This is a genomic window from Streptomyces sp. NPDC058326, from assembly GCF_042879855.1.
Lineage (GTDB): Bacteria > Actinomycetota > Actinomycetes > Streptomycetales > Streptomycetaceae > Streptomyces.
This window is the reverse complement of record NZ_JBHVZO010000003.1, coordinates 370,516-393,537: the sequence shown is the minus strand read 5'-3', so window position 1 is coordinate 393,537 and position 23,022 is coordinate 370,516. Positions and strand designations below refer to the sequence as shown.

General features: G+C 70.2%; 26 protein-coding genes and 1 tRNA gene. 20 read left to right on the top strand and 7 right to left on the bottom strand.

Annotated features, from left to right (window positions below):
* Nucleotides 1–60 precede the first annotated feature (60 nt).
* Nucleotides 61–558 carry a phosphoribosyltransferase gene (locus tag ACFVYX_RS07455; protein WP_030323619.1) on the bottom strand — a complete coding sequence of 166 codons (498 nt, stop codon included), beginning with the start codon at nucleotides 556–558 and terminating at the stop codon, nucleotides 61–63.
* 13 nt (nucleotides 559–571) lie between these two features.
* A complete protein-coding gene (gene dcd / locus ACFVYX_RS07450; RefSeq protein WP_030209939.1) occupies nucleotides 572–1,147 on the bottom strand; it encodes a dCTP deaminase in 576 nt (191 codons plus the stop codon).
* Between the two features lie 402 nt (nucleotides 1,148–1,549).
* On the opposite strand from dcd (ACFVYX_RS07450), the gene ACFVYX_RS07445 reads away from it, so the two are divergent.
* The 3 genes from ACFVYX_RS07445 to ACFVYX_RS07435 all read left to right on the top strand — a co-directional run bounded on the left by ACFVYX_RS07445 (nucleotide 1,550) and on the right by ACFVYX_RS07435 (nucleotide 3,127).
* A tRNA-Gly gene (locus ACFVYX_RS07445) sits at nucleotides 1,550–1,620 on the top strand.
* A gap of 222 nt (nucleotides 1,621–1,842) precedes the next feature.
* On the top strand, nucleotides 1,843–2,583 hold the full coding sequence (locus ACFVYX_RS07440) for a hypothetical protein (protein ID WP_389680381.1): 741 nt from the start codon (nucleotides 1,843–1,845) through the stop codon (nucleotides 2,581–2,583).
* A gap of 46 nt (nucleotides 2,584–2,629) precedes the next feature.
* Nucleotides 2,630–3,127, top strand: a complete 498-nt coding sequence (locus tag ACFVYX_RS07435) for a hypothetical protein (protein ID WP_389680380.1) — start codon at nucleotides 2,630–2,632, stop codon at nucleotides 3,125–3,127.
* Between the two features lie 47 nt (nucleotides 3,128–3,174).
* Here ACFVYX_RS07435 and ACFVYX_RS07430 read toward each other — a convergent pair whose 3' ends face one another.
* The 3 genes from ACFVYX_RS07430 to ACFVYX_RS07420 all read right to left on the bottom strand — a co-directional run bounded on the left by ACFVYX_RS07430 (nucleotide 3,175) and on the right by ACFVYX_RS07420 (nucleotide 5,225).
* Complete coding sequence (locus ACFVYX_RS07430) at nucleotides 3,175–4,326, bottom strand: tyrosine-type recombinase/integrase (RefSeq protein WP_389680379.1); 1,152 nt, start codon at nucleotides 4,324–4,326, stop codon at nucleotides 3,175–3,177.
* On the bottom strand, nucleotides 4,326–4,544 hold the full coding sequence (locus ACFVYX_RS07425) for an excisionase family DNA-binding protein (protein WP_389680603.1): 219 nt from the start codon (nucleotides 4,542–4,544) through the stop codon (nucleotides 4,326–4,328). Before ACFVYX_RS07425 ends, ACFVYX_RS07430 begins: the two co-directional genes overlap by 1 nt.
* A gap of 186 nt (nucleotides 4,545–4,730) precedes the next feature.
* Nucleotides 4,731–5,225 (bottom strand): helix-turn-helix domain-containing protein, encoded by a 495-nt coding sequence (locus ACFVYX_RS07420; protein ID WP_389680378.1) that lies wholly within the window; start codon nucleotides 5,223–5,225, stop codon nucleotides 4,731–4,733.
* A 290-nt stretch (nucleotides 5,226–5,515) separates the two neighbouring features.
* Between ACFVYX_RS07420 and ACFVYX_RS07415 the strand changes: the two genes are divergently transcribed.
* From ACFVYX_RS07415 to ACFVYX_RS07335, 17 genes are all read left to right on the top strand, one after another.
* The gene (locus ACFVYX_RS07415; RefSeq protein ID WP_389680602.1) at nucleotides 5,516–6,718 is read left to right on the top strand and encodes a DUF3631 domain-containing protein; all 1,203 of its coding nucleotides are present in this window, start codon (nucleotides 5,516–5,518) and stop codon (nucleotides 6,716–6,718) included.
* Between the two features lie 192 nt (nucleotides 6,719–6,910).
* Nucleotides 6,911–7,726, top strand: a complete 816-nt coding sequence (locus ACFVYX_RS07410) for a DUF2637 domain-containing protein (RefSeq protein ID WP_389680377.1) — start codon at nucleotides 6,911–6,913, stop codon at nucleotides 7,724–7,726.
* A gap of 276 nt (nucleotides 7,727–8,002) precedes the next feature.
* The gene (gene mobC, locus ACFVYX_RS07405; protein ID WP_389680376.1) at nucleotides 8,003–8,449 is read left to right on the top strand and encodes a plasmid mobilization relaxosome protein MobC; all 447 of its coding nucleotides are present in this window, start codon (nucleotides 8,003–8,005) and stop codon (nucleotides 8,447–8,449) included.
* Nucleotides 8,450–10,099 (top strand): relaxase/mobilization nuclease domain-containing protein, encoded by a 1,650-nt coding sequence (locus tag ACFVYX_RS07400; protein WP_389680375.1) that lies wholly within the window; start codon nucleotides 8,450–8,452, stop codon nucleotides 10,097–10,099.
* Between the two features lie 65 nt (nucleotides 10,100–10,164).
* Entirely contained in the window at nucleotides 10,165–10,881 is a 717-nt protein-coding gene (locus ACFVYX_RS07395; protein WP_389680374.1) for a ParB N-terminal domain-containing protein, read from the top strand.
* Between the two features lie 219 nt (nucleotides 10,882–11,100).
* Nucleotides 11,101–12,330, top strand: coding sequence for a helix-turn-helix domain-containing protein (locus ACFVYX_RS07390; RefSeq protein ID WP_389680373.1), 1,230 nt, complete (start codon nucleotides 11,101–11,103; stop codon nucleotides 12,328–12,330).
* 55 nt (nucleotides 12,331–12,385) lie between these two features.
* Nucleotides 12,386–12,832 carry a hypothetical protein gene (locus ACFVYX_RS07385; protein WP_389680372.1) on the top strand — a complete coding sequence of 149 codons (447 nt, stop codon included), beginning with the start codon at nucleotides 12,386–12,388 and terminating at the stop codon, nucleotides 12,830–12,832.
* Nucleotides 12,829–13,044, top strand: coding sequence for a hypothetical protein (locus ACFVYX_RS07380; protein ID WP_389680371.1), 216 nt, complete (start codon nucleotides 12,829–12,831; stop codon nucleotides 13,042–13,044). The genes ACFVYX_RS07385 and ACFVYX_RS07380 overlap by 4 nt, the downstream gene beginning before the upstream one ends.
* An 86-nt stretch (nucleotides 13,045–13,130) precedes the next feature.
* Complete coding sequence (locus ACFVYX_RS07375) at nucleotides 13,131–14,447, top strand: UDP-N-acetylglucosamine 1-carboxyvinyltransferase (RefSeq protein WP_389680370.1); 1,317 nt, start codon at nucleotides 13,131–13,133, stop codon at nucleotides 14,445–14,447.
* Entirely contained in the window at nucleotides 14,444–15,670 is a 1,227-nt protein-coding gene (locus tag ACFVYX_RS07370) for a metallophosphoesterase (RefSeq protein ID WP_389680369.1), read from the top strand. The genes ACFVYX_RS07375 and ACFVYX_RS07370 overlap by 4 nt, the downstream gene beginning before the upstream one ends.
* The gene (gene dcd, locus ACFVYX_RS07365; RefSeq protein WP_389680368.1) at nucleotides 15,667–16,206 is read left to right on the top strand and encodes a dCTP deaminase; all 540 of its coding nucleotides are present in this window, start codon (nucleotides 15,667–15,669) and stop codon (nucleotides 16,204–16,206) included. Before ACFVYX_RS07370 ends, dcd (ACFVYX_RS07365) begins: the two co-directional genes overlap by 4 nt.
* Nucleotides 16,203–16,739, top strand: a complete 537-nt coding sequence (locus ACFVYX_RS07360; RefSeq protein ID WP_389680367.1) for a deoxycytidine triphosphate deaminase — start codon at nucleotides 16,203–16,205, stop codon at nucleotides 16,737–16,739. Before dcd (ACFVYX_RS07365) ends, ACFVYX_RS07360 begins: the two co-directional genes overlap by 4 nt.
* A 29-nt stretch (nucleotides 16,740–16,768) precedes the next feature.
* A complete protein-coding gene (locus ACFVYX_RS07355) occupies nucleotides 16,769–17,857 on the top strand; it encodes a glycosyltransferase family 4 protein (protein ID WP_389680601.1) in 1,089 nt (362 codons plus the stop codon).
* Between the two features lie 109 nt (nucleotides 17,858–17,966).
* Nucleotides 17,967–19,010 carry a serine hydrolase domain-containing protein gene (locus ACFVYX_RS07350; protein WP_389680366.1) on the top strand — a complete coding sequence of 348 codons (1,044 nt, stop codon included), beginning with the start codon at nucleotides 17,967–17,969 and terminating at the stop codon, nucleotides 19,008–19,010.
* Between the two features lie 185 nt (nucleotides 19,011–19,195).
* Nucleotides 19,196–19,600 (top strand): BlaI/MecI/CopY family transcriptional regulator, encoded by a 405-nt coding sequence (locus ACFVYX_RS07345; RefSeq protein WP_389680365.1) that lies wholly within the window; start codon nucleotides 19,196–19,198, stop codon nucleotides 19,598–19,600.
* A gap of 4 nt (nucleotides 19,601–19,604) precedes the next feature.
* Nucleotides 19,605–20,534, top strand: a complete 930-nt coding sequence (locus ACFVYX_RS07340) for a M56 family metallopeptidase (protein WP_389680364.1) — start codon at nucleotides 19,605–19,607, stop codon at nucleotides 20,532–20,534.
* Between the two features lie 63 nt (nucleotides 20,535–20,597).
* On the top strand, nucleotides 20,598–21,332 hold the full coding sequence (locus ACFVYX_RS07335) for a hypothetical protein (RefSeq protein ID WP_389680363.1): 735 nt from the start codon (nucleotides 20,598–20,600) through the stop codon (nucleotides 21,330–21,332).
* A 145-nt stretch (nucleotides 21,333–21,477) separates the two neighbouring features.
* Here ACFVYX_RS07335 and ACFVYX_RS07330 read toward each other — a convergent pair whose 3' ends face one another.
* Both ACFVYX_RS07330 and ACFVYX_RS07325 read right to left on the bottom strand, forming a co-directional pair.
* On the bottom strand, nucleotides 21,478–21,933 hold the full coding sequence (locus ACFVYX_RS07330) for a tellurite resistance TerB family protein (RefSeq protein ID WP_389680362.1): 456 nt from the start codon (nucleotides 21,931–21,933) through the stop codon (nucleotides 21,478–21,480).
* Between the two features lie 120 nt (nucleotides 21,934–22,053).
* Nucleotides 22,054–22,614: a redoxin family protein gene (locus ACFVYX_RS07325; RefSeq protein ID WP_389680361.1), complete on the bottom strand. Its 561-nt coding sequence runs from the start codon at nucleotides 22,612–22,614 to the stop codon at nucleotides 22,054–22,056.
* Between the last annotated feature and the right edge of the window lie 408 nt (nucleotides 22,615–23,022).

The following is a 23,022-nucleotide window of genomic DNA, read 5'->3' as shown; positions in this document are numbered from 1 at the left end:
CCACGACGAGAGGGCCCCCACCGGCACACGGTGGGGGCCCTTTCGTCGTATCTCCGGGGGTCAGGCGTCGAGGACCTGGCCCTCGCGCTTGACCACGGGCGGCTCCACCGACCAGGGGAAGTTGATCCACTCGTCGGTCTTCTTCCACACGTACTCGCACTTCACGAGGGAGTGCGACTTCTCGTAGATGACGGCCGAACGGACCTCGGCGACGTGGTCGACGCAGAAGTCGTGGACGAGCTTGAGGGTCTTGCCGGTGTCCGCGACGTCGTCGGTGATCAGCACCTTCTTGTCGCTGAAGTCGATCGCGTCGGGCACGGGCGCCAGCATGACCGGCATCTCCAGGGTGGTCCCCACCCCGGTGTAGAACTCCACATTCACGAGGTGGATGTTCTTGCAGTCCAGGGCGTACGCCAGGCCTCCGGCGACGAACACCCCGCCACGTGCGATCGAGAGCACGATGTCGGGCTCGTAACCGTCGTCGGCGATGGTCTGCGCCAGCTCACGGACGGCGCGGCCGAAACCCTCGTACGTCAGGTTCTCGCGTACTTCACTCATGGCTGCGACCGCCTCACACCTGGGTCCGATGGAAGTTCATGAACGAGCGGGAGGCCGTCGGCCCCCGCTGCCCCTGGTAACGGGAGCCGTACCGCTCGCTCCCGTACGGGAACTCAGCGGGCGAGCTCAGCCGGAACATGCAGAGCTGCCCGATCTTCATGCCCGGCCAGAGCTTGATCGGCAGGGTGGCGAGGTTCGACAGCTCCAGGGTCACGTGCCCGGAGAACCCCGGGTCGATGAAGCCGGCGGTCGAATGCGTGACGAGCCCGAGCCGCCCCAGAGAGCTCTTCCCCTCAAGCCGCGACGCGATGTCGTCCGGGAGGGTGATGACCTCGTACGTCGAGGCGAGCACGAACTCGCCGGGGTGGAGGATGAACGCCTCGTCGCCCTCGGGCTCGACCTCACGGGTCAGGTCGAGCTGCTCGACGGCGGGGTCGATGTGGGGGTGACGGTGGTTCTCGAACACCCGGAAGAAGCGGTCAAGCCTCACGTCGATGCTCGAGGGCTGCACCATGGATTCGTCGTACGGGTCGATGCGCACCCGTCCGGCATCGATCTCGGCCCGGATGTCCTTGTCTGAGAGAAGCACGCCCCCCACGATACGCAGAGGGCGCGGACCTGCCGCAATCGGCAGGCGTCCGCGCCCCGGCACCGATCAGCGCCGCCCGATCTCCACCGGCACCGCATGCCGCAGCCGCGCACAGCGCGGACACCGGATGAGCCGCCCAGGCCCGATCCGCCCGGCCCCGAGCTGCTGAAGCGGGAACGAGGCGGTACTGAACACATGCCCTTCGGCACAACGGACGACGGTGCGCTCCATCGAACCCATCAAGTCCCTTCCCCTACACACGTGCTGGACGAGCAGCCACATTAGGGGATGAAGGGGGCGCCCCCCGGACGGCACTCCGTGCGCGAAAAGGCGGGAGCTTCGTCCCAAGTGGCGCATGGGGTACAGTGTGCAACGATGCGGCACGGATCACACGGCCGCTGTGCGGATGTAGTTTAATGGTAGAACATGAGCTTCCCAAGCTTATAGCGCGGGTTCGATTCCCGTCATCCGCTCTTGAGAGAAGGCCCTGGTCAGAGACCAGGGCCTTCTTCGTTGTCTAGACCTCTCGGGGGCTGCCGTGCCCTCCGCGTGCCCCATCTCGCCCGAACTCCCTGTTCGGAGGGCACGTGGCGCACCACCTCGCACCACCTGCGTCAGAGTCCTACCGAGGGGATCGCCGCCGGTCTCGGGAATCTCCTCATACGAGGCCGACGGCGTGGCTAGCGTGTGGCGTCATGACCGACGCCGCATCCTCCAGGGCGGACCTCCTGACGTATCTGAACCGTCTGGAGTTACGTTTCGACTCGTCCGCTTCCTTGGTCGCCTCCGATGCCCACGACGACCCCGCGACACTGGAATGGAGCTGCCGCGCCGTCCTGCCCCTGTGGGAGCCGGACGACGAAGAGGCCGAGGCCGACAACGCGCGGCTCCTGACCCCTGGCGTATCGCTGGCCCAGTCGTCCCGGGGCGAGGACCAGGAGCTGACGATCCTCACCATGTCCGGCCTCACGGTGGACCTGGGGCGAGTCGGGAGTATCTACGTGTCGCTGGACGCGCGCGACGCCGACTATGAGCACTTCACACCGCTCTTCGACAAGTCGGGAGAGCTCGGCCTGCACCCCGATCTGGAGGAGGGCCTGGTGAGCGGCGAACAAGTCGTCATCATCGACCGGGTTCGGATCGCACCGGCGTGGCGCGGGTTGGGCGGGGTCGGCCGGTTGTTGATCGGCCGACTGCTCCGCTGGATGGCCGGCCAAGCAGCGCTCGTGGCCACACATCCGTACCCAATCGACATCCCTGTCGGCGAACGGGAGGACACGGTCCGGGAGGCGCGGGAGAAGGCTGTGGTGCAACGCACGTGGCGGTCTTTGGGGTTCGAGCCCTTCCGTGAGGACGTATGGGTGATGCAGCCGCATCTGAGCGCCCATGGAGACGCCGTCGACCGGCTGGAGACCGCATTCGCTCAGCACCTCTGAGCCCGCCCGTACGGCCACACCAGAAGAGAGGACGAACAGGACCGCAATGCGCGAGTTCACCAACCACAAGGCGCGATCCCAGCTCAACGCTCTTTACCGCTTCTACTTGGAGGCCCAGGACTTCTCAGAAACGCATCCCGGGGCAACACTGGACGACTTCGAGCAGCACCTGCTTCAACAGATCGACGACTTGAAGGCGGAGCTGGAAGCCGGTGAAGAGGCGGCTGAGACAGCCGTCGTCACCAAGCCCCTGTCAGGACCTCTCGCGGACCCCGAACGCCAGCGCGCGTTCCGTCTGCTGCAGGAATCGGAGCCACCTGCAGTGGGCCCTGAGAGGGAAGCCTGGTGGGACCAGCGTCGGGCCGTAATGGCCGAGATCAAGCAGCAAGGGCTGACAGAAGCCCAGGACTGGGAGTGCCGCGCTTGCGGCGCCCCGGCCGGAGTCGCCTGCCGCACGGCCGGTGGTAGGCCCACGAAGGGGCCCCACTTCCTCCGGGCCACCGACGCCGAAGCGCCCTACAACCACGCGTACGGTCTGCGCTGAAGCCGGGTCGGGGGGCCGGGACGAGAAAGCGTCCTGGCCCCCCGACCTCATGCTTCCCGAGCAGCAGGAGGCGACTCGGTGGCCGCCTGCCGTGCAGCGCGGACCTTGGCGTCGATACCTCCGGCGACCTCCTGCTGGCGGGCGTCGTCGGAGTGCTGGTAGATCATCGCGGCCTTCTCCGAGGACTGGCCGGCGCGGACCATCGTGTCCTTGAGCGTGGCGCCGGACTGGGTGGAGAGGGTGTGGCCCGTGTGCCGGAGGTCGTAGAAGCGGAAGTCCTTCGGCAGGCCGACCTTGGCGCGGGCCTTCGCCCACTTTCGGCCGAAGGTGGTCCGCCGGAAGGGTGCTCCCTTCTCGCCCACGAACAGCAGCCCGTCGGGCTCCTTCTGCGCGAACCAGTCCAGGTGCCGCTTGACCTCGATGTGGAGGAAGGCCGGCAGGTGGATGGTCCGGACACCGGCCGCGGACTTGGTGTCGCCCTCGGCGCGACGGCCGGTATTCAGCTCCGGGGCGGCCTCCGTGACCCGGACGGCGAGCGGGTCGAGGGTGACCGAGGTCCGGCGCAGGGCCGCCAGTTCCTCCGGGCGCATCGGGCCGTAGGCGCCGAGGTACACCATCAGGCGCCAGCGGATTCCGATGGCCTCGGCGAGGGCGTCGACCTGCTCGACCGTGGCCGTCGCGCGCTCCTTCGCCCGCTCGCTGCCAGCACCCCTGATGCGGCACGGGTTGCGGCGGATCAACTCGTCGTCCGCCGCCGTCTCCATGATCGCCTTGAGCAGGCGGTAGGACTTGGCGACGGTGGTGGCCCCGGTGGCGGCCAGACGCTCGGCCCGCCACGTCCGCACAGTCGGCGGGGTGATCTCGTCGAGGTCCACCTCGCCGAAGAACGGCAGGAGGTGCAGCCGCAGCAGGCGGCGGTACAGCTCGTCCGTCGTCGCGGACAGCCCGCGCTCCACCACCCACTTCAAGGCGTACTCCTCGAAGTTGACCGCCCCGACCTCGGGGTCCACCCAGACATTGCGCTGGATGTCCGCCTTGGTGAGGGTCAGCCAGTCCTGGGCGTCCGTCTTCGTCTCGAAGGTCTCCGGGGCGGTGTGCCGAGACCCGTCCGGGGCCCAGTAGCGGGCCTGCCAGCGCCCGGAGGGCAGTTGACGCACCGTGCCGAACTCACGCCGTCGCTGCGGCTTGCGGCTCGCCATCAGGCCGCCTTCCCGAAGCGGGAGCGCGCGTCGCGGAGCGTGGGGACCGTGCGCTCCTCGACGTACGCGTTCAGCACGCTGTCGGCGATGCGGACGTGCTTGCCGAGCTTCACGTAGCGGATCCGGCGCTCGGAGATGAGCCGGCGGATGAAGCGGACGCCGGTGCCGAGGCGTTCGGCGGCCTCGTCGACCGTGAGCAGACAGTCGTTGCTGTTCACCTCCTTCGCCGTGCGGGGCTGGGCGGAGGCGTGGGGTATCGCCGTCTGGCGCAAGCAGGGTCCTCTCCTGGCTCGGCTGATGGGGCGGCAACCCCGGCCGGGCCGGTGTCGTTCAGGGGGATGGGATGGGCGTGTGAGGCGGCCGTGGTCTGGGGTTTGTGGTCCAGGGCGGCCGGAAGGGGCGGGCTACGGCTGAGGCGGCAGGCCGAACTCCTCCTGGTTGATCTTCATGGTGCTCTCGGCGATGGCGTTGCTGACCACCGCGTTGGCCTCCTCGCGGATGTCCGGGTGCTCTTCGAGGTAGGCGATGAGCTCGGCGTTGACCCGGCGGTACGCGTGCTGGGCTCTCTGGGCGGCCGCGTTGGCGGCCACGACGGTGTCGATCAGCTCCATGGCGCGGCCGGCGGCGGCCAGGGCCGGCGGGCCGACGAGGTTGGACAACGACACCCCGAACGCCTCGGCGAAGCCGATGGCCTCGTCGAGGTTGATGCGGCGCTTGCCGTTCTCGATCCGCCATACCGCCGACGGGTTCATCTCGTAGCCGGCCTCGTTGAGGCGGTCGGAGAGCGTGGTGGTGCTCCAGCCCCGCTGCTCGCGCTCGGCCTTGATCCGCTTGGCGGCGTTGCCCTCGCCCTTGAGCAGGACGCCCTCGGGCGCGTCCTCGTGGTCGTCGTCAGCCATTCCCCCTCCTTCCTGTCGCAGCATGCCCCTGCAATTCGCAGCACTCTAAACAGTACACCATGCTCTGCCGCTTGCATAGCTGCTCTGCGTATGGCATGGTTATTGTGCTGGACCGCTGCTGTCCGCAGGAGACCGCCAGCACCTAGCCAGACATGCAAAAAGCCCCCCAGTGCTTGCGACACCGAGGGGCTCAAAGCGCAAACCTCACGCCGCCCATCCCTGAACGACTAGCTGCAAGGCCGGGATTGCCGTCCCGTATGGCCCGCAGATTGAGGAGCTCGATGTCCAGTATGGACGAAGCCACCCCGAACACGCCATCGCTTCCCGTCGAGTGGCCGCCGGTCGCGGCACCCGGCCAGCCGACCGCCCCCGCGTCCGCCTCGGATCCCGAGGGGGAGGAGGTCCTGGACCTGCTCCGGGCTGCCATCCGGCGCTATGTCGTGATGCCGAGCGACGAAGCCCTGACTGCGACCACGCTGTGGGCAGCGGCGACCCACCTGCAGACGGTCTGGCAGCACGCGCCCCGCCTGGCGGTGGTCGGACCGGCCAAGCGGTGTGGGAAGTCGCGGCTCCTCGAAGTCCTGATCGAAGCCGTCCACGAGCCGCTGATCACGGTCAACGCCTCCGCTGCGGCGATCTTCCGGTCGATCGGCGAGGGCAACCCGCCCACGCTCCTCGTGGACGAGGTCGACACGATCTTCGGCAGCGCGAAGGTCGCGGAGAAGAACGAGGAGATGCGCGGCCTGCTCAACGCCGGCCACCAGCGCAACCGGCCCACCCTGCGCGTCACCGGCCCCAACCACGAGGTGGTCAAGTTCGACACCTTCGCCATGGCCGCCCTCGCCGGCATCGGAGACCTCCCCGACACGATCATGGACCGGTCGGTCGTCATCCGCATGCGCCGCCGGGCCGCGACCGAGAAGGTCAGCTTCTGGCGCTACGGCCGCGACGACCTGGCGGTCCGCGAGCTCCGGACCCGGCTGGCAGCCTGGCTCGCCTCCGTACGCGAGAAGGCACTCGCCCTGGAGCCGAAGATGCCGGTCGAGGACCGTGCCGCCGACACCTGGGCACCGCTGATCAGCGTCGCCGACCTCGCAGGCGGATCCTGGCCCGTCCTGGCCCGCACCGCGTGCACGGCCATGACCGACTACGAGGCCGGGCGCGACGAGGACGGCGGGCTGAAGATCCGCATCCTCGCCGACATCCGCCGCGCCTTCGCCTCCGAGGGCGACCAGCCGGCGATCCGCACCGGCCGCCTCCTGGAGATCCTCAACGCCGACTCCGAGGCGCCCTGGGCCGAGCACAGCCCCAACGGCCTCACCCCGCGCGGCCTGCAGATCCTGCTCCAGGACTACGGCATCAAGTCGGCTAACCGCCGCTTCCCCGGCGGCTACCAGGCCAAGGGCTTCACCCGCGCCCAGTTCACCGACGCCTGGACCCGCTACTGCCCGCCCGAGGCAGCCGCCGCCCTCCCGTTCGAGCCCGGGGCCTGACCCTCCCCGACTCGTCCCACTCGTCCCCGCGCAGGTCAGCGCGGGGACGAGTCAGCAACCCGCAACGAGTCGACTCGACATCACCGTCCCACCCGTACCTGCCCTGACCAGCGACGGGACGAGTGGGACGAGTCCCAGCACCCATGGCCACCCACGCCCCGGCGGCCGTACCCATCCCCTGGAGCACACCGCTTGACCCCGCCCACCCCCGCCGTCTCCGTGTCGGCACCGCTGGCTCTCGCCATCCGCACCGGCGTAGCCCTCCTGGCCCTGGCAGCCTTCGCGCTCTCCTACGACGCCCTGCGCCAGATGGCCGCCGCCAGCCACATCCACTGGCTGCTCACCTACGCCTTCCCGCTCGTGATCGACGGCTTCATCGCCATCGGCATCGGCGCCCTCCTCGTCCTGCGCAGCGCGCCGCTGCAACCCCGCCTGTACGTCTCGGCCCTGGTCGGCATCGCCACCGTCACCAGCATCTGGGCCAATGTCCTGCACGCCATCCGCCTCAACCAGCAGACCCGCCCGGGCGGACTCGCCCTCGACGACATCACCGTCGGCGCCATCTCCGCCATCGCCCCACTCGCCCTCGCCGGCGCCGTCCACCTCTACCTCCTCGTCCAACGTCGCCCCGGCCACGCAGAGCCTTGCGACGAGGGCCGCCACATCAAGGCGGCCACCGATCCAGAAGGTGGCGCCGCATCAACCACCAAGGAGCCGCCGTCAGACAGCAACGTGGCCGAGGAGCCCAAGGAGGCGCCCGAGCAAGTGGCCCAGCCCGAGAAGCCGGCCGCCAAACGTGGCGATCAGCGACCGATGGCCACGTGGGACCAGTTGGTCGAGATAGGCCGTGCCGCTCCGCTAGGACGTGACGGCCGCGTCTCCCGCCGCCACATGGAAACGGCCATACGCGAGCAGGGCCTGAGGCCCGGCCGCCGTGAACGCCTGGAGAAGGCCAAGTCGCTGCTCCAGGCCGAGCGCGGCCAGTCCTCCACCGAGGCCGCCGCGTAGGCCAGAGCCCCTTGACGCACTGGACGCTCGTCCCGGAATTCCTCCGGGACGAGACCACTTCCGCAGTCACCGTCCCCACGATCAGAGAGTCCGCGCATGCACGAACAGCCCCTCCCCAGCCCCCCGTACGCCGCCCAACAGCCGACCACCCCCTCAGCCCCGGGCGGAGCAAGGTATGGCGTTGGACCGTCCAAAGGCCGGTCCAACGCAGAAGCCTCCGCCCCGGGGGTGGCGGAGGCGGACCCCCGGCGCGAGGGCGCACCGGGGGCAGGGGGTGTGCGTGCCGCCGACGAGGCCGCGCTGCACCGTGTCGCCCGCCGCCGCGCCCGCCAGGACGTGCAGCGCAAGGAGCGGGTCGACGTCCGCTACAGCACCGACGAGAAGACCGAGATCCTTGCCGAAGCCCGCCGACTCGGTCTGGCCGGCGCGCACCTCGTCGGCGCCATCGTCATGGCCCACCTGAACGGCAACCTCGCCCTGCCTGAGCAGCGCACCCCCGTCGATGACCTGATCGACGAGTACGCCGCCCTGCGCAAGCAGGTCTCCAGGGTCGGCACGAACGCGAACCAGATCGCCAAACGCCTCAACGAAGGCGGGACGACACACCCCATGGACGCCGCCGTGCTTGCCGAGGCCAGGCGGCTGGCGGCCTTGGTCCAGGAGGCGGTCACGGCTGTCGACGCCGCCGCCATCGTGGCCGCCACAAACCGCCGGGCGGCCTGATTGATCGCGAACATCGTCAAGCCCGGCCACAAAACCAGGGGCGTCCTCAACTACCTCTACGGGCCCGGCCGCGCCAACGAACACACCGACCCCCACCTCGTCGCCGCCTGGGACGAGTTCGTGCCCGACCCCGGCCGCAACCCCACCGCCACACTCGCCCAGCTCGCCGACGTCCTCGACCTGCGGGTCAAGCAGGCCGGCCACAAGGCGCCGAAGAACCACGTCTGGCACTGCTCGATCCGCGCCGCACCCGAAGACCGCCACCTGACCGACGACGAGTGGGCCACCATCGCCCGCCGCGTCCTCGACGCCACCGGCATCGCCCCCGCCGACGACCCCGACGCCTGCCGCTGGATCGCCGTCCGCCACGCCGACGACCACATCCACATCGTCGCCACCAAGGTCCGAGGCGACCTCCATCCGCCCCGCAACTGGAACGACTTCCTGCGCGCCGACAAGGAACTCGTCACCATCGAAAAGGAGTACGGGCTCCGCCAGGTCCCACGCGGCGACCGAACCGCCGCCAAGCGCCCCACCCGCGCCGAACAGGAGAAGACCCAGCGGACCGGCCGAGCCACCACCGCCCGCGAACGCCTGCGCACCACCGCCCGCACCCTCCTCGCAGCAGCCACCACACCAGAGGAGTACTTCCGCCTCCTCGAAGGCTCCGGGGCACTCGTGGAGATCCAACGATTCCCCTCCGGAGACATCCGCGGCTACAAGGTCGCCCTCGCCGGCGACACCAACGCCCAGGGCGAGCCCGTCTGGTTCTCCGGCTCCACCCTCGCCCCCGACCTCTCCTACCCCAAGATCAACGAGCGCCTCGCCGCCCCCGACACCAGTCCAGCGGCACCGCCGGAGTCCCGTGCCTGGCGTCGCCTCGCCCAGGCCACCGACCGGGTACCCGAGCTCCTCGACCACAGCGAGGACGAGGCCGGGCAGGCGCACATCACCGTCCTCGCCGAAACCCTCGACATCCTGCCCCTCGCCGCCCCTCCGGCGTTGCGGCCCGGGCTCCTCCAGGCAGCCACCGCTTTCGAGCGGGCCAGCCGCTCCCGCATCCGCGCCCAGCACCAGCAGGCGCTGGCCACACGCCGGGCGGTCAAGGCGATCCTGCGTGAGCCCGCTCCGAAGGACGGAGCCCTCCTCGCAGCCGTCATCGACGCCGTTCTGCTGGCGGTCGTTGCCGCGCAGCACTGGCACCGCACCCGCGGCCACAACCAGCAGGTGGAGGCCGCACGGCAGGCAGCCGAGCACCTCCGGACCACGTACCAGGCCGCGGCAGCCGAGCCGCTGGCCTTGATCCACAAGCGAGGAACCCAGCTGCCCGAGTGGCTTCGTCGCCAGCAGGCGGCCACCGTGCGCCGAGCGCTCCCGGAACAGGCCGAACAGATCCTCGCCGAACCCGGCTGGCCCGCCCTCGCAGCCACCCTCGCCCAAGCCGGCACCGCCGGCCACAACCCCGCCACCCTCCTCACCGAAGCCACCGCCACGCGAGAACTCGACACCGCCACCAGCATCAGCGAAGTCCTCACCTGGCGGCTGCACCGCCTCGCCGACCTGACGCAACGCACCACCAGCCGTGCCCCGGCTCCCCAGTCGGCTCCCCACCGTCCCGTCCACACCGACCAGCAGCGCCGCACGCGCTGAACCCCATCCCGTCATCCGACAAGGAGCACACCCTGAAGATCCACCCCATCGCCGACATCTTCCCGATGCTCAGCGAGGACGAGCTGCTCGACCTCGCCCGTTCCATCAAGGCCGAGGGCCAGCACGAGGACATCGTCCTCGATGCCGACGGCGTCCTCCTCGACGGCCGCAACCGTCTCGCCGCCTGCAAGCTCGCCGGTGTCGAGCCCCGTTTCACCACCTACACGGGCAACGACCCCATCCGTGTGATCTACAGCGGCAACGTGTATCGCCGGCACATCAGCAAAGGCCAGCAGGCGATGATCACCGCGATGGCTATGCGTTCCGTTTCGGGACACTCCCTGCGGGCCCATGCCAAGCTCCACGGGCTCAGTCGCACCCGTCTCTCCGCTGCCAACGTCGTCCTCACGCATGCCCCGGCCCTCGCCGAGAAGGTCCGCACCGGCACCCTCGGCCTCGACTCCGCTTACCAGACCGCCTGCGAGCTGAAGGCCAACGCCGAGGTTCTCCAGGAGCGTTATGACCGACTCCGCCGGCACGACCCCGACCTCGCCGAACAAGTGACTGCAGGCGTTCTCGCCCTCGACGACGCCATCGCCACAGTCGACCGCTGGGAGGAGGCCGTACACCACGCGCAGCAGAGCATCGAACAGATCACGGCGAACTGGCCCGCCGTCCAGGAGCTCGCCGCCCGACGTGACACCCGCTACGCCCAGGAGGTCATCGACGGCCTCACAGCCGAGGCAGGCGCCCTCATCGGCGAGCTGCTGAGCCGAGGCTGACGTTCCCGCGCTCTGGGGGCCGACGCGTACACGTCGGCTCCCAGGACTCCTGCCTTCTCGGTCGTGATGTCAGCCGGCGTCGTGGCGGAGAACGCCCGAGCGGGAATCCTCCACAAGGCTCTCGCGGTCCGCGTCCGTCTGGGTACCGTGCTAGGGACAAATTCTGCACGGACGCCCTGGTGATCAGCCGGGCCGCCCGGCAGCCTGGGAGGTGTCCTGATGCTGGAGGAAGCCGAGGAGATCGGCCGGCGCGTCCGCAGGGCGAGGCTGCGCCTCGGGATGCCGCAGGCGGATCTCGCAACAGCCCTGGGGAAGTCGCAGGGGTGGGTCTCGAAGATGGAGCGGGGCCTGATCGAGCTGGACCGGGTCGGACTGCTCAACCAGATCGCCGCCGAGCTGCACGTCCACCCGAACGACCTGATCGGGCGCCCGTACAGCAGCTCCCCGGAGGACAACCAGTGGCAGGTGGCCGCCTCGTCGATCCTGCGGGAGCTGCGCCGTTACGACCTCTCCCCGGTCTTCGACGGGACGCCGAGGCCGGCCTCGCAGCTGTGGCGTGAGGTGACCCGCCTGCACCGGCTTCGGGACACCGCTTCCAACGTGGCGATCCTCCGCGTCCTCCCGGATCTGTTCCGCGAGGCGCGGGCCCTGGCCGAGGTGTCGGAGGGGCACGAGCGGGAGGAGGCGTACGCGATCTACGCCGTGTGCTGCAAGTTCGCGCACACCGCCGCCCACTCCCTCGGCCACCCCGAGCTCGTGGCGATGGCATGCGAGCGGGCCGCGTGGTCGGCCCGCCTGTCCGGTGACCCGGTGCTGCCGGCGGTCGCGGATTGGATGCGGGTGTGGGACATGTGGGCGACGGCCGACTGGGCGGACGCGCTGGCGCTCTCGGACAAGGCGATCGGTTCGGTGCAGCAGGCGTACGAGCACGGCGAGCCACTGGCCGTACGGGCCTGGGGCACGCTCCAGCTCCGGGCGGCGGTCTCGGCCGCCCGCGCCGGCCGCGCCTCGGAGGCGAAGGACCGGATCGGGTACGCGAAGGACGCCGCCGAGCGGATGGACGCGTACGCCGGGGCGCCGGTGTACGACCGGCACTCGCTGACATTCTCCGCCGGGAACGTGCAGATCCACGCGATCAGCGTGGCCCTGGAGATGGGAGAGCAGGGCAGGGCCCTGGAGATCAACCGCCGCACCAGCCCTGAGCTGGTCGGCGCCCTGCCCAACTCCCGTCAGGGGCACCACCACATGGACATCGCCCGGGCCTGGCTGTGGGACGGCAACCGGGACAAGGCCCTCGGCGAGCTGGAGACAGCAGAGCGGATCGCCCCCCAACTCGTACGGAACCACCCCATCGCCCGCTCCACGCTCCGCAGCATCGTCTACGCCGAACGAGCAGCCACGCGAGAGAAGTTGCGGCGCATGTCCGACCGCTTCCACCTGGACGGATAGGAGTCGTATTCCTCCAGCTCATATTCGGGGTCGTGGCCGTCCCTAACTTCGGGGCATGACCGGACGACGCTCTGCCCATCTCCCCTCCCAGGGATCCGAGTTAGGAACAGCGGCTCCCTTCTTCCCCCAGCTCGGCGACCTCGCCGCCGACACCGCCCGCGAGGGCAGGGTCGGCGTCGTGGTGACCCTCCCCGGCGAGGACTCCGCCACCACCTACCACCTGCGCCCGCCCGGCGGCGGCCCCGCCTGGTCCGCGCCGGCGGACGGCACGACGCTCCGCCCGGTGCCGGTGCAGGCCACCCACGCCACACTGCTGCCCGGCCGGGACGCGGTCTACGACCGGCGCGCCCGCCAGGGCTCCGTGCCTGTGGAGTTCCACTTCGAGGACGGCTCGACCCACGAGGGAGCCCTCGTCCTCACGTCCGCCGAGCTGGAACGGCTGTACGCGCAGACCAGCCGCCTCCTCGACGAGCACGAGAACGCCCTCGGCGAGACCTCGTGACCAGGGCTCGTCACCGTTTCCCCCGCCCCACGCCCCGCGTGCGGGCGGACCGCAGCGGCCGGATAGCCCTGACGTTCCTCGCCTTCGCCGGCCTGGCCGGGCCCGCCTGGACACTGCGTACCCACGCCGGCCAGCTCCTCGATGGCACGGTCCACCGAGCAACCGCGGCCGCGCCGGACACCGTTTCGGACCCCCTCTCCACCAGCCCCTGACCGGCGAAGCGCGCGGATACCGGCCTCGCCGGCCGTACCGCCCTTGAAGTCACACCACCCCGCCCGCCTGCGACCAGGAGGTTCTGATGGGCCTTGCCCCCGCCTGCACGAGAGACATCGATGCCGTCACCGTCCGCCCCGGCCGCCCGCTCGCCGGGACGGTCCAGGTGGACGGCTCGAAGAACGCGGCGCTGCCGCTGCTGGCCGCCGCCGCGTCCCTGGGCCGCGGTGTACGCCTGTCCGGCGTCCCGGCCAGCGCCGACGTCCAGAGGATGCTCTGCCTACTGGAACAGACCGGCTACCGCGTCGCCCGCCCGGTCGCCGAGCCGGGAACCGTGATCGTGGCGCCCAAGGAGCATCCCGCCACCGCGCCCGACCTGACAGACGCCGCCCGAATCCGGGCCTCCTACTACCTGGTGGCACCACTCCTTGCCGCCTACGGGCAGGCGGCCCTTCCCTGGCCCGGCGGCTGCCAGATCGGTGACCGCGGGATGGAGCTCCACTTCACCGTCTACGAGGCGTTCGGCGACACCGTCCTTGTCGACGATTCCGGGTACCGCGTCCTGGCCGCCGATCAGGCCCGCGACATGGTCGTCCTGACGCTGCCGTTCCGCTCGCGGGGAGCGAGCATCGCCGCAATCTGCCGGACGGTCGTGGCCGGCAGCCGCCTGCAACTGGGCAACCCCAACCTGTCCCCGGAGACCACCGGCGTACTCGCCGCCTTACGGTCCGCCGGATGGACGACCCACGCCGACAGCGAGAAGATCACGCTGGCCCCGCCACCGGGCGTCCCGGCCGGAACCGTCGCCTGGACGGTCCCCGGCGACAAGATCGAAGCGGGCACACTGGCCTGCGCGATCGCTGCCACCGGCGGTGAAGGCCGTATCGAAGGCGTCACCGGATCGGACCTCAAGGTGCTGGCCGGCCTGCTGGACTGGGCCGGCATTCCCGTCACCCTCGCCCCCGACGCGATCACCGTCCACCGGGCCCGCAGCGTGAGTGGACGGCCCCTGCGGGCGATCGCATCCCTGACCCCGGACGGCCTGGACGCCGACTTCGAACCCGCGCTGATGGCCATGGCTCTCACCCTGCCCGGCACCCACCTCTTCGCCGACGACATCAACCCCGGCCGCCACGGCAACCTCCTCCCCCAGCTCGCGGGGCTCGGAGCGGTGATCGAGGAGCTCTCGCCCACCCGGTGCCGCCTGACCGGCCCTCAGCGCCTGACCGGCACCACCGTGAAGGCCACCGACATCCGCACCGGCTCCGCCCTCCTGATCGCCGGCCTCAGCGCCCGGGGCGCCACCACCGTCAGCGGCCTCGACCAGCTGCGCCGCGGCCACGCCGACCTGCCCGCCAAGCTCCGCACCCTCGGCGCCGACCTCACCGACGTACCGCGATGAGCAGGATGTACGGCCAGATCGTGGCCACCACCGACCTGCACTCCGCACTCGACCAGGCCAACAGGCTCCTGCCGCACCTGCACGACCTCAAGGCGACCTCGCTCATCGTCGACTGCGGCGACTTCTTCGAGGGCACCGGCTACTACCGGCTGGGCAGGGGAGCCATCGAGCGTGAGATCCTCACGACGCTGTACGACGTGCTGGCGCCCGGCAACCACGGTTGGCCCCACTACTTCGAACCCGGCCTGCGCGAGATGACGGTCTGCGCCAACGCCGTCGACGCCGCCACCGGGCAGCCGTTGTTCGACCGCCTCCGCGTCGTCGATGTGCACGGCCGCCGGGTCGCCGTCACCGCGGTCATCGGCGTGAGCGCGTTTCACACCATCCCGGCCAGCCAGCGATCCGGGCACCGCGTCACCGACCCCGTGACCGCGCTGCGCGAGCTGATGCTGGAGCACCACCACCATGTGGACTCCTGGATCGTGCTGTCGCACTCCGGCTTCGACGAGGACCTCAAGCTCGCCGGGGCCTGCCCGTTCGTGGACGTCGTCTTCGCCGGCCACTGCCACAGCGACACCTATGGGCCGGTGCACGTCGGCGACACCCTCGTGGTCAAGGGCCGCGAGCTGGCCGCCGGATACGCCGTCGCCGAACCCGTCGGCTCCGGCTGGGCCGCCCGCACCGCCACCTTCCCCACCTCTACGACGCTCCCGGACGACCTCTCCGCCCTGGACGAGAAGATCGCCTCCACCTGCCGGATGCTCGCCACCCGCCTCGGCACCATCAACGAGCCCTACCGCGACACCGTCCTCGACCGCCACCAGCTCCTGAAGGACATCGCCTCCCGGCTCCACACCGGCCTCGGCGCCGACGCCGTCATCCTCAACGACACCGCCCTGCGCCCCACCCACCTCGGCGACACCCTGACGCTCGGAGATCTGCTGGTCATCGAGCCGTTCGGCAACCAGCTCGTCCACGCGTTCCTCCCCGATAAGTACGCAGAGGCCCCGAACAGCCTGCTCGCGCACCTGACCGAGCAGGCCGGCGCGCTGGTCACCTCCTCCTTGCCGCTGCCGCAAGGCATCCGGTCCGTCCTGACCACCGACTACCTCGCCGACACCTACCTCGGCGGGCGCACCCACCAGGCCGGCCTCCGGCTCGGCGAGGCCGTCCGCCGCATCATCGCCGCCCCTCTGCCCGAGAAGGAGGACGGTGCCCGATGATCCTCACCGGCCCCGAGATCACCGCCGCCGCCCACGACGGCCGCCTGACGATCAACCCGTTCGAACCCGGGCAGGTCAACCCCAACAGCTACAACGTCCGCCTCGGTCGCACCCTCCTGACCTACACGAACCCGGTCATCGACGCCCACCGGGCGAACCCGACCACCACGGTCGAGATCAGCGAGGACGGATACGTCCTCCAGCCCGGCGAGCTCTACCTCGGCCACACCCTCGAACAGGTCGGCTCCGACACCTTCGTCCCGCTCCTGTTCGGCCGCTCCTCCGTCGGCAGACTCGGCCTCTTCGTCGAGATCACCGCCCCCATCGGCGACATCGGCTTCCACGGCCAGTGGACCCTGATGCTCTCTCCCATCCGCCCCCTACGCGTGTACGCCGGCATGAAGATCGGGCAGATCATGTTCTTCGTCTCCACCGGCGACATCGACCTCTACGCGGGCAAGTACCAAGCCGCCGACGGCCCCCAGCCCTCCCGCTACTGGCGAGACGCCGCCCGTCTCGGGGCGGTCGCCTCGTGATCCTCACCGGCCCCGCGATCAGTGCCGCCGTCCGCTCCGGCGAGATCACCATCGACCCGTACGACCCCGCCCGCGTCTCCCCGAACGCCTACGACTGGCGCCTCGGCAACACCCTCCGGGTCTGCGACGGCGACCTCGACGCCGCCGTCCCCACCACCTACACCGAGCAGACGATCCCCACCACCGGCCTGGTCCTCCAGCCCGGCCTGCTCTACCTCGGCGTCACTCACGAGCGCACCGGCTCGGAGGCGTACGCGCAGATGCTCAACGGCGACCGCACGATCGGCGCCCTCGGCGTCTGGGTCCACGTCTCCGCCCCGCTCGGGCACCAGGGTCATGCCATCCGCTGGACCCTGGAGATCCGCGCCGCCCGTCCCGTCCGCGTCTACGCCGGCATGACGTTCGGCAAGCTGGTCTTCCTCACCGCGCAAGGCACACCGGCCAGCTATCAGCAGCAGCTCGCGAAGTACGCGGCCACCGACGGGATCGATATTTCCCGCCTCTACGAGGAGATCGACGGAGGCCGCCGGTGAGCGCCCTCGACAGCACCACCCCAGGACCGATGCCCGCCACGTTCCTGGACCTGCCCGCCGACAGCCCCGGCGGCAGCGTCGAGCTCTTCCTCGACCTCTACACCGGCGAGAAACCCCTCCTCCCCGCGAGGGCCTTCATGCTCGCCCCCACCGGACCCCGCCCGCGGACGCCGGCCGGCCTCGACCTGCTCAGCGCGAGCGGCAAGTGCCTGGAGGGCCCTGCCTTCCACCGGTACGTCTCCAACCTGAGCCGAGCCCTGACAGCCACGATCTACCCCTCCCAGGTCGACGTCCTGCACCTGCACCACCTCGCCTTCGGCGCCACCCCCGCCCTCATCCGGGCCCTGCCCGCACACCCCCGCATCGCCCTGGTCCACGGCACCGACCTGCTCTTCGCCGAAGCCCACCGCGACCAGCTCCAGGTCCTACGGGCGACCGCCCGGGCCGCCGACGCCATCGTCGTCCCCACCGGCGCCATGGCCGACCACCTCCTCAAGCTCGCCCCGCAGACCGACCGCCGCAAAATCACCCACATCCCTTGGGGCATCCCCGACCGCCTCCTCACCGACCCGCCCGCCCGAACCACCCACACATCCAAGAACCACCTCCGCCTGCTGTACGCGGGCCGACTGACCGCCGAGAAGGGCGTCGAGGCCCTGATCCGGAGCGTGGCCCCGCTCCAAGGCGTCGAACTGTCGATCGCCGCCCCCAGCGCCCAGTTCCGCGCGCTGGCCCCACGGCTCCAACGGGCCGGGGTGAGGGCCCGTTATCTCGGCTGGCTCCGCCGTCCCCAGCTGTGGAAAACGTTCGCCGAGCACGATGCCCTCGTCATGCCCTCCACCACCCTGGAGGCGATGGGTCTGGTCGCCCTGGAAGCCCAAGCCTGCGGCCTGCCCGTCCTCTACCAGCCCGTGCCCGGCCTCAGCGAAGCCCTCGCCCGCTCCGGTGTCGCCACCGACTTCACGCACCCCACCGCCCTCGCCCGGGACGTGGGCCGCCTCCAATCCGAGCCCGGCTTCCTGCCCGCCCTGCGGCAGGCCGGATACGCCAACGCCGCCCGCTACCCGCTCTCGGAGACCGCCCAACAACTGGCGGACCTCGGCCGACAGCTCACCTGACGACCGGCTGGCCGGTACCACCCCCACGGCCACCGGCACGCCAATGCCCGGCCCGCCCGGTCCACGTCACTACGCTGGCCGGCGGGATGCCCACACGAAGAGGGAGACCATGTCGTACCGCACCGACCACATCGAGAACCTGCTGAGCGAAGGCGTCCGCGACAAGGTCTACCCCGGTGCGGTCTGGGCCGTCGGCGATGCCTCCGGCATCCGCGCCCAGGGCGTAACCGGGGTCCTCGACCCGAACGAGCCGGACGTACCGATGCGGCTCGACACAGTCTTCGACGCCGCCAGCCTCACCAAGATCCTCGCCGTGTGGTCCTCCATCGGCGCCCTGTGGGAGGACGGCGTCCTGAACCTGGATGCCCAGCTCGGGAGCTTCTGGCCCGAGGTCCACCACCGCCCGCTCGGTGCCGTCACCGCCCGACAACTGCTGACCCATACGGCCGGCGTCCCGCCCCGTGCCCAGCTGAAGAACCTCTACGGCATCCACGAGAGCGACGTCCGGCGAGGTGTCCTGCACGAAGAGCTCCACCGGTCCCCCAGCGAAGCCGTCGAGTACACCGACCGGGCCGCCCTCATCCTTGGCTACCTTGCCGAACACCTCTCCGGCCAACCCCTGGACCAGTTGGCGACAGCCCGCACCTGGCGCCCGCTGGGCATGACCTCCACCCGCTTCGGTCCCCTGCCCGCCGAGATCGCCGCACGCTGCGCTCCCACCGAGCTCGACCAGGACACCGACACCCACCTCAAGGGTGTCGCGCACGACTTCTCCGCCCGTCTCCTCGGCGGCGTCTGCGGCATCGCCGGTGCCTTCACCACCGCCGACGACCTCGCCGCATTCCTCCGCTACATGCTGGACACCACGACGGCTCCCGCCAAGGCGGGCTTCGCCACCGCGTGGACCACCCATTCCCTCACCACCCAGACCGGCGGCCTCCAGCCCGAGCGCGGCCTGTTCTGGCACCCCTCCCCCGGCACCACAGACGAGCAGGACGTCTGGGTCCACTACGGGTTCACCGGCACCGGCATGTGGATCTCACCCATCCAGGGCCGATGGGCGGCGCTCCTGACCAACAAGGTCTACTACACCCGCGACCGCCAGCCCCTGACCGACGTCCGCAACACCTTCCGCGCGCTCGCGTTCGGCTGAGCCGACGGCCCAGCCCTACCCGGAAGCGTCCTCGGGTTCAGGGCGGGAAGGGGGAGAACGGGACCCCTCGCTTCCCGAGGGCGTCGTCCGCCAACACCGCGGAAACAGAAGCGGGCGGATGCGTGTCGTCTCAGTACGATGAACCGCCTCACATGGGCGGATCGAGTCGACGGGAGGGCGGCGGAATGACGAAGGCCAAGCGGGAGGGCCACGACACGTCTCCCCGGCGGCGGGGCCAGGGCGAGCTCGAAGCGCAGGTGGTGGCCGCTTTGCGCCAGGCGCCGGGCGCACGCACCGCGGGATGGGTGCAGGAGCAGCTCGGCGGCGATCTCGCCTACACGACCGTCATCACGATCCTGACGCGCCTCCACACCAAGGGTGCGGTGAGCAGGGAGCGGGTGGGCCGGTCGTTCGAGTGGACGGCGGTCGCGGACGAGGCCGGGCTCGCGGCGCTGCGGATGCGGAAGGTCCTGGACGGCGAGGCGGACCGGGAGACGGTGCTGGCCAGGTTCGTGACGGGCCTCTCGCCTCATGACGAGCGTCTGCTGCGCGATCTGCTGGCACAGGAGCCCACGGAGGGGGAAGGCTGACGGCATGGGGGTCTTCGTCTTCCTGCCGCTGGTCCTGCCCTTGACGGCATGGCCGGTCGCGCGCCTGGCCGAACACCACTTGCACCCGCGGATGGCCACCTGGCTGCTGACCGGCATCTCCGGCGTTCTCGCCGTGTGCAGCACGCTGTCCCTGGCGCTGCTGATGGTGGTCGGCACCGCGCAGTTGCCCGGCAATCCCCTCCCGGACGGCTGGTCCGACCCCGAGGTCCGCGAGGCAGTCCCCTACGACGAAATCGCGGGGAAGGTCGCCATCCCCACGCTGATCCTCGTTCTCGCCTCCTGCGCCAGGGCCGCGTGGCGACACCATCGCGTACGCCGTCGTGCCGACCGTGCCCTGGAGGGCCTACCCGCGACGTCGGTCGTGGTGCTGCCCGACGCGAACCCGTACGCCTACGCCCTCCCGGGCCGGAAGGACCGCGTCGTGGTCACGACCGCGATGCTTGCCACGCTGGCCGGGCCAGAGCGCCGCGCACTGTTCGCCCATGAGCGTGCCCACCTGGCCGCCCGCCACCACAGGTTCCTGCTGACCGTGCAGCTCGCCGCGCGTGCCAACCCGTTCCTGCGGCCCCTACGCACAGCCGTCATGTACACCACCGAGCGGTGGGCGGACGAGGAGGCGGCCACCCGGATCGGCAGCCGCCGGATCGTGGCCCGGGCGGTCGGCAAGGCCGCGCTGATCTCCCAAGGCACGCCTTCGGTGACGCTCGCGGGATTCGCCTCGGCTGGTCCCGTACCCCGCCGTGTGGCCGCTCTGCTGGGCCCCGCTCCGGCCGCACGCCTGTGGCCGTCCCTGTTCACCAGCGCGGGCCTGGCCGCATGGGCGGCGGCAGCCGGCACCACGATCTCCGCACTGTCCTCGGCGAACTCGGCCGTCACGCTGTTCCTGATCCTGAAGGCAGCGACCCCGCTCTAGTGCTACTCGAACGACCTGATCGACCGCGGACGCCTCCGCGGTCTGCGGTGGTTGAATCCGCGGGTGGACTTCGATGACGAACTACTGGGCCAGGTCAGTCTCGCCAAGGGCGGCCAGGCCCGGATATCCCTCGACAAGAAAGACCGTGGTCTGACGGTCACCGCATCCCTGCAGTGGAACGGCGGCAGCGCGGAGCGCCGTGCGCGGGGCGCGGATCTTGATCTCTACGCGCTGTTCGTGCCGGCTGACGCGGCCGTGCGCAGCGCCGACCATGCACCTGGTCACGTGTTCCCGCAGATTCAGCGCGGTCTGTTCCGCAACAAGAACAGGGAGGAGGCCAAGGCCCTGCAAGCCGAGCTTGCCACCCGTGCCGATGCGGGCCGGGCCCTCTACTACAACAACCTCGGCAGCCTGTGGGAGCCGCCGTACATGCAGCTGAGCGGCGATGCGAAAGCGCCGGGTGAGGAGACGATCAGCATCGTCCGCCCGGACCAGCAGGGGTACGCGTTGATCTGCGCGTACAGCGCGGTGAGCAACGGCGCGGGGAGCTTCCGCAGTTACGGCGCTCAGGTCGTCGTGACGGACGGGCGCGGCTCGGTGGTGACGGTGCCTCTCTACGAGGACACGAGCACGTCGTACTGGGTGGCCATTGCCTTCGTCGACTTCACGGACCCGAGAGGGGTGTCCATCAACCATGTCGAGCGTTACAGCCGACGGTTCACGGAGAAGCGGCCGGTTCTGCACACCGACGGCACGGTACTGATGGATGCCGGGCCGACGGAGTTCAAGCGCCGTTGATCCCTAGCTCCCTACCAGGACCGTCGCCGGCGCAGTCATGGGGCCGCAGCCGTTGTCTCAGGTGTGCGCAGAGGAGCTGACGGACCGGGCCGAGGGAATGCAGGGGCCCGCGACGACGGTACGGGCCCCTCCCTCGGCGAGGGGACTACAGGTCGAACTCGTGCGGGGAGAGGTCGAGGGCGTAGCACGCCTCCCGTACGACCGCCTGCTCGTCCTTGTCGAAATCGCCGTCGGCGCCGCCGATGATGATGCCGATCTGGATGACGGCACGGGCCTCGGCAGGCTTCTTCTTCGCCTTGGCGACCTCCTGCAGGACGCTGACCTTGCCGAAGCTGAAGTCGGCGGTGAGCTTGTCGCAGTTGGCGTCGAAGCGGCGCTGGAGGTCGTCCCCCGGGAAGTTCCGCAGTACGTCGTTGCTCATGATGAGCTGGGCGACCTTCTGGCGCTCGGACGGGTCGATGCTGCCGTCGGCCGCGGCAACGAGCGCGCACATCGCCATGCTGGCGTCACGGAACGCACCGCTCTTCAGGTCGTTCTTCTTCGCCATGAGCTGGGTCTGCATCGTCGATGCCGACTCTTTGAAGCGGTCCCACAGGGCCATCTTCGGGCCTCCGTTACGTGTCGGAGGTGGTCCGGGCCGGATGGGGACGGTCCGAACCACCCACATCTTCTACATTGACGTAGAAGCTATCAGGTGCTGGTGTGGCCGGTGCCGCTCCAGTCAACGCATCCCGGGTCCGCCCATGAGGGAGGTGACTTCCTTGGTGAGCCGCCCATCGAGGTCCGCCCCCCGAACGGCGACCTCGCCGGCCGCATCGAACAGAACGTACGAACCGGGCTTGTCGATCCCGAACCGCTTCCAGATGCTCCTGCCGGGGTCCGTCAGGTGACGCAGGTGCCGCGCGCCCGTGGCGGTGACGAACTCGTCCAGGGAGGCAGGATCTCCCGCTCCCGCGACGCCGATGACGCCGAGATCCCCCTCGAACATGTCCGCTGTCATCATGACCTCGGAGCCCTGGGCGCGGCACTTGGTGCACGACGGCTCCCAGAACCACAGGACCGTGGGCCTGCCCGCGAGTTGTGCGCCGTCGTAGGGACTGCCGTCCAGCGCCGTGCCGGTGAAGCGCAGGATGTCCGGAACGGTCCCGGCGCGCGCCCCGCCTGCCGCGGGTCCGGCCGATGGGCTGTCCGTCAGCGCTGCGCGGTCGGGTCCGCAGGTCGAAGCGGTCAGCAGGGTGACGGCGATCAGCGTGAGGGCAAGAGGGCGAAGGCGGGCTCGCATGGCGGGCTCCTGTGGGAGAGATGGTGTCCCTGGCCCCCCGCTTCCAGAATCTACAGTCACGTAGAGAAAACGCCCGGTGGGCTTTCCCTAGGCGCGCACGTAATGGCCCGTGTGGACGTATGGACGGGCTTCCGGCCGGATGGGTGGAAGAAGGCCCGGCGATCGGGGTGCGGTCGCGGGGCAAGCCGATGACGGCCGGGGTGAGCGCCCGAAGCAGCGGAGCGCCAGGGCAGGTTTGAGGAGAAAGAGCCCGGAAACAGTCTCCGTTCGGCCCTGGACGCCATGGCCAGAGGCTTGATCGTGCAGGCCGGTCGCGCCCTGGAGGCGACTCCGTGCGGCGCAATCTGTGAGTGGGGGAACGGTGGACACCGAATCTGGTTCCTTTACAGTGGGTGTAGAAGTACGGGG

Bases quoted from the DNA above. Each gene is read 5' to 3' on its own strand.
- ACFVYX_RS07340 (WP_389680364.1), top strand. From the start codon at position 19,605: ATGGGGGTCTTCGTCTTCCTGCCGCTGGTCCTGCCCTTGACGGCATGG.
- ACFVYX_RS07345 (WP_389680365.1), top strand. From the start codon at position 19,196: ATGACGAAGGCCAAGCGGGAGGGCCACGACACGTCTCCCCGGCGGCGG.
- ACFVYX_RS07395 (WP_389680374.1), top strand. From the start codon at position 10,165: ATGCTCAGCGAGGACGAGCTGCTCGACCTCGCCCGTTCCATCAAGGCC.
- ACFVYX_RS07420 (WP_389680378.1), bottom strand. From the start codon at position 5,225: ATGGCTGACGACGACCACGAGGACGCGCCCGAGGGCGTCCTGCTCAAG.
- ACFVYX_RS07325 (WP_389680361.1), bottom strand. From the start codon at position 22,614: ATGCGAGCCCGCCTTCGCCCTCTTGCCCTCACGCTGATCGCCGTCACC.
- ACFVYX_RS07390 (WP_389680373.1), top strand. From the start codon at position 11,101: ATGCTGGAGGAAGCCGAGGAGATCGGCCGGCGCGTCCGCAGGGCGAGG.
- ACFVYX_RS07455 (WP_030323619.1), bottom strand. From the start codon at position 558: ATGAGTGAAGTACGCGAGAACCTGACGTACGAGGGTTTCGGCCGCGCC.
- ACFVYX_RS07350 (WP_389680366.1), top strand. From the start codon at position 17,967: ATGTCGTACCGCACCGACCACATCGAGAACCTGCTGAGCGAAGGCGTC.
- ACFVYX_RS07355 (WP_389680601.1), top strand. From the start codon at position 16,769: ATGCCCGCCACGTTCCTGGACCTGCCCGCCGACAGCCCCGGCGGCAGC.
- dcd (WP_389680368.1), top strand. From the start codon at position 15,667: ATGATCCTCACCGGCCCCGAGATCACCGCCGCCGCCCACGACGGCCGC.
- ACFVYX_RS07375 (WP_389680370.1), top strand. From the start codon at position 13,131: ATGGGCCTTGCCCCCGCCTGCACGAGAGACATCGATGCCGTCACCGTC.
- ACFVYX_RS07415 (WP_389680602.1), top strand. From the start codon at position 5,516: ATGGACGAAGCCACCCCGAACACGCCATCGCTTCCCGTCGAGTGGCCG.
- ACFVYX_RS07330 (WP_389680362.1), bottom strand. From the start codon at position 21,933: ATGGCCCTGTGGGACCGCTTCAAAGAGTCGGCATCGACGATGCAGACC.
- ACFVYX_RS07440 (WP_389680381.1), top strand. From the start codon at position 1,843: ATGACCGACGCCGCATCCTCCAGGGCGGACCTCCTGACGTATCTGAAC.
- ACFVYX_RS07385 (WP_389680372.1), top strand. From the start codon at position 12,386: ATGACCGGACGACGCTCTGCCCATCTCCCCTCCCAGGGATCCGAGTTA.
- ACFVYX_RS07370 (WP_389680369.1), top strand. From the start codon at position 14,444: ATGAGCAGGATGTACGGCCAGATCGTGGCCACCACCGACCTGCACTCC.
- ACFVYX_RS07435 (WP_389680380.1), top strand. From the start codon at position 2,630: ATGCGCGAGTTCACCAACCACAAGGCGCGATCCCAGCTCAACGCTCTT.
- ACFVYX_RS07430 (WP_389680379.1), bottom strand. From the start codon at position 4,326: ATGGCGAGCCGCAAGCCGCAGCGACGGCGTGAGTTCGGCACGGTGCGT.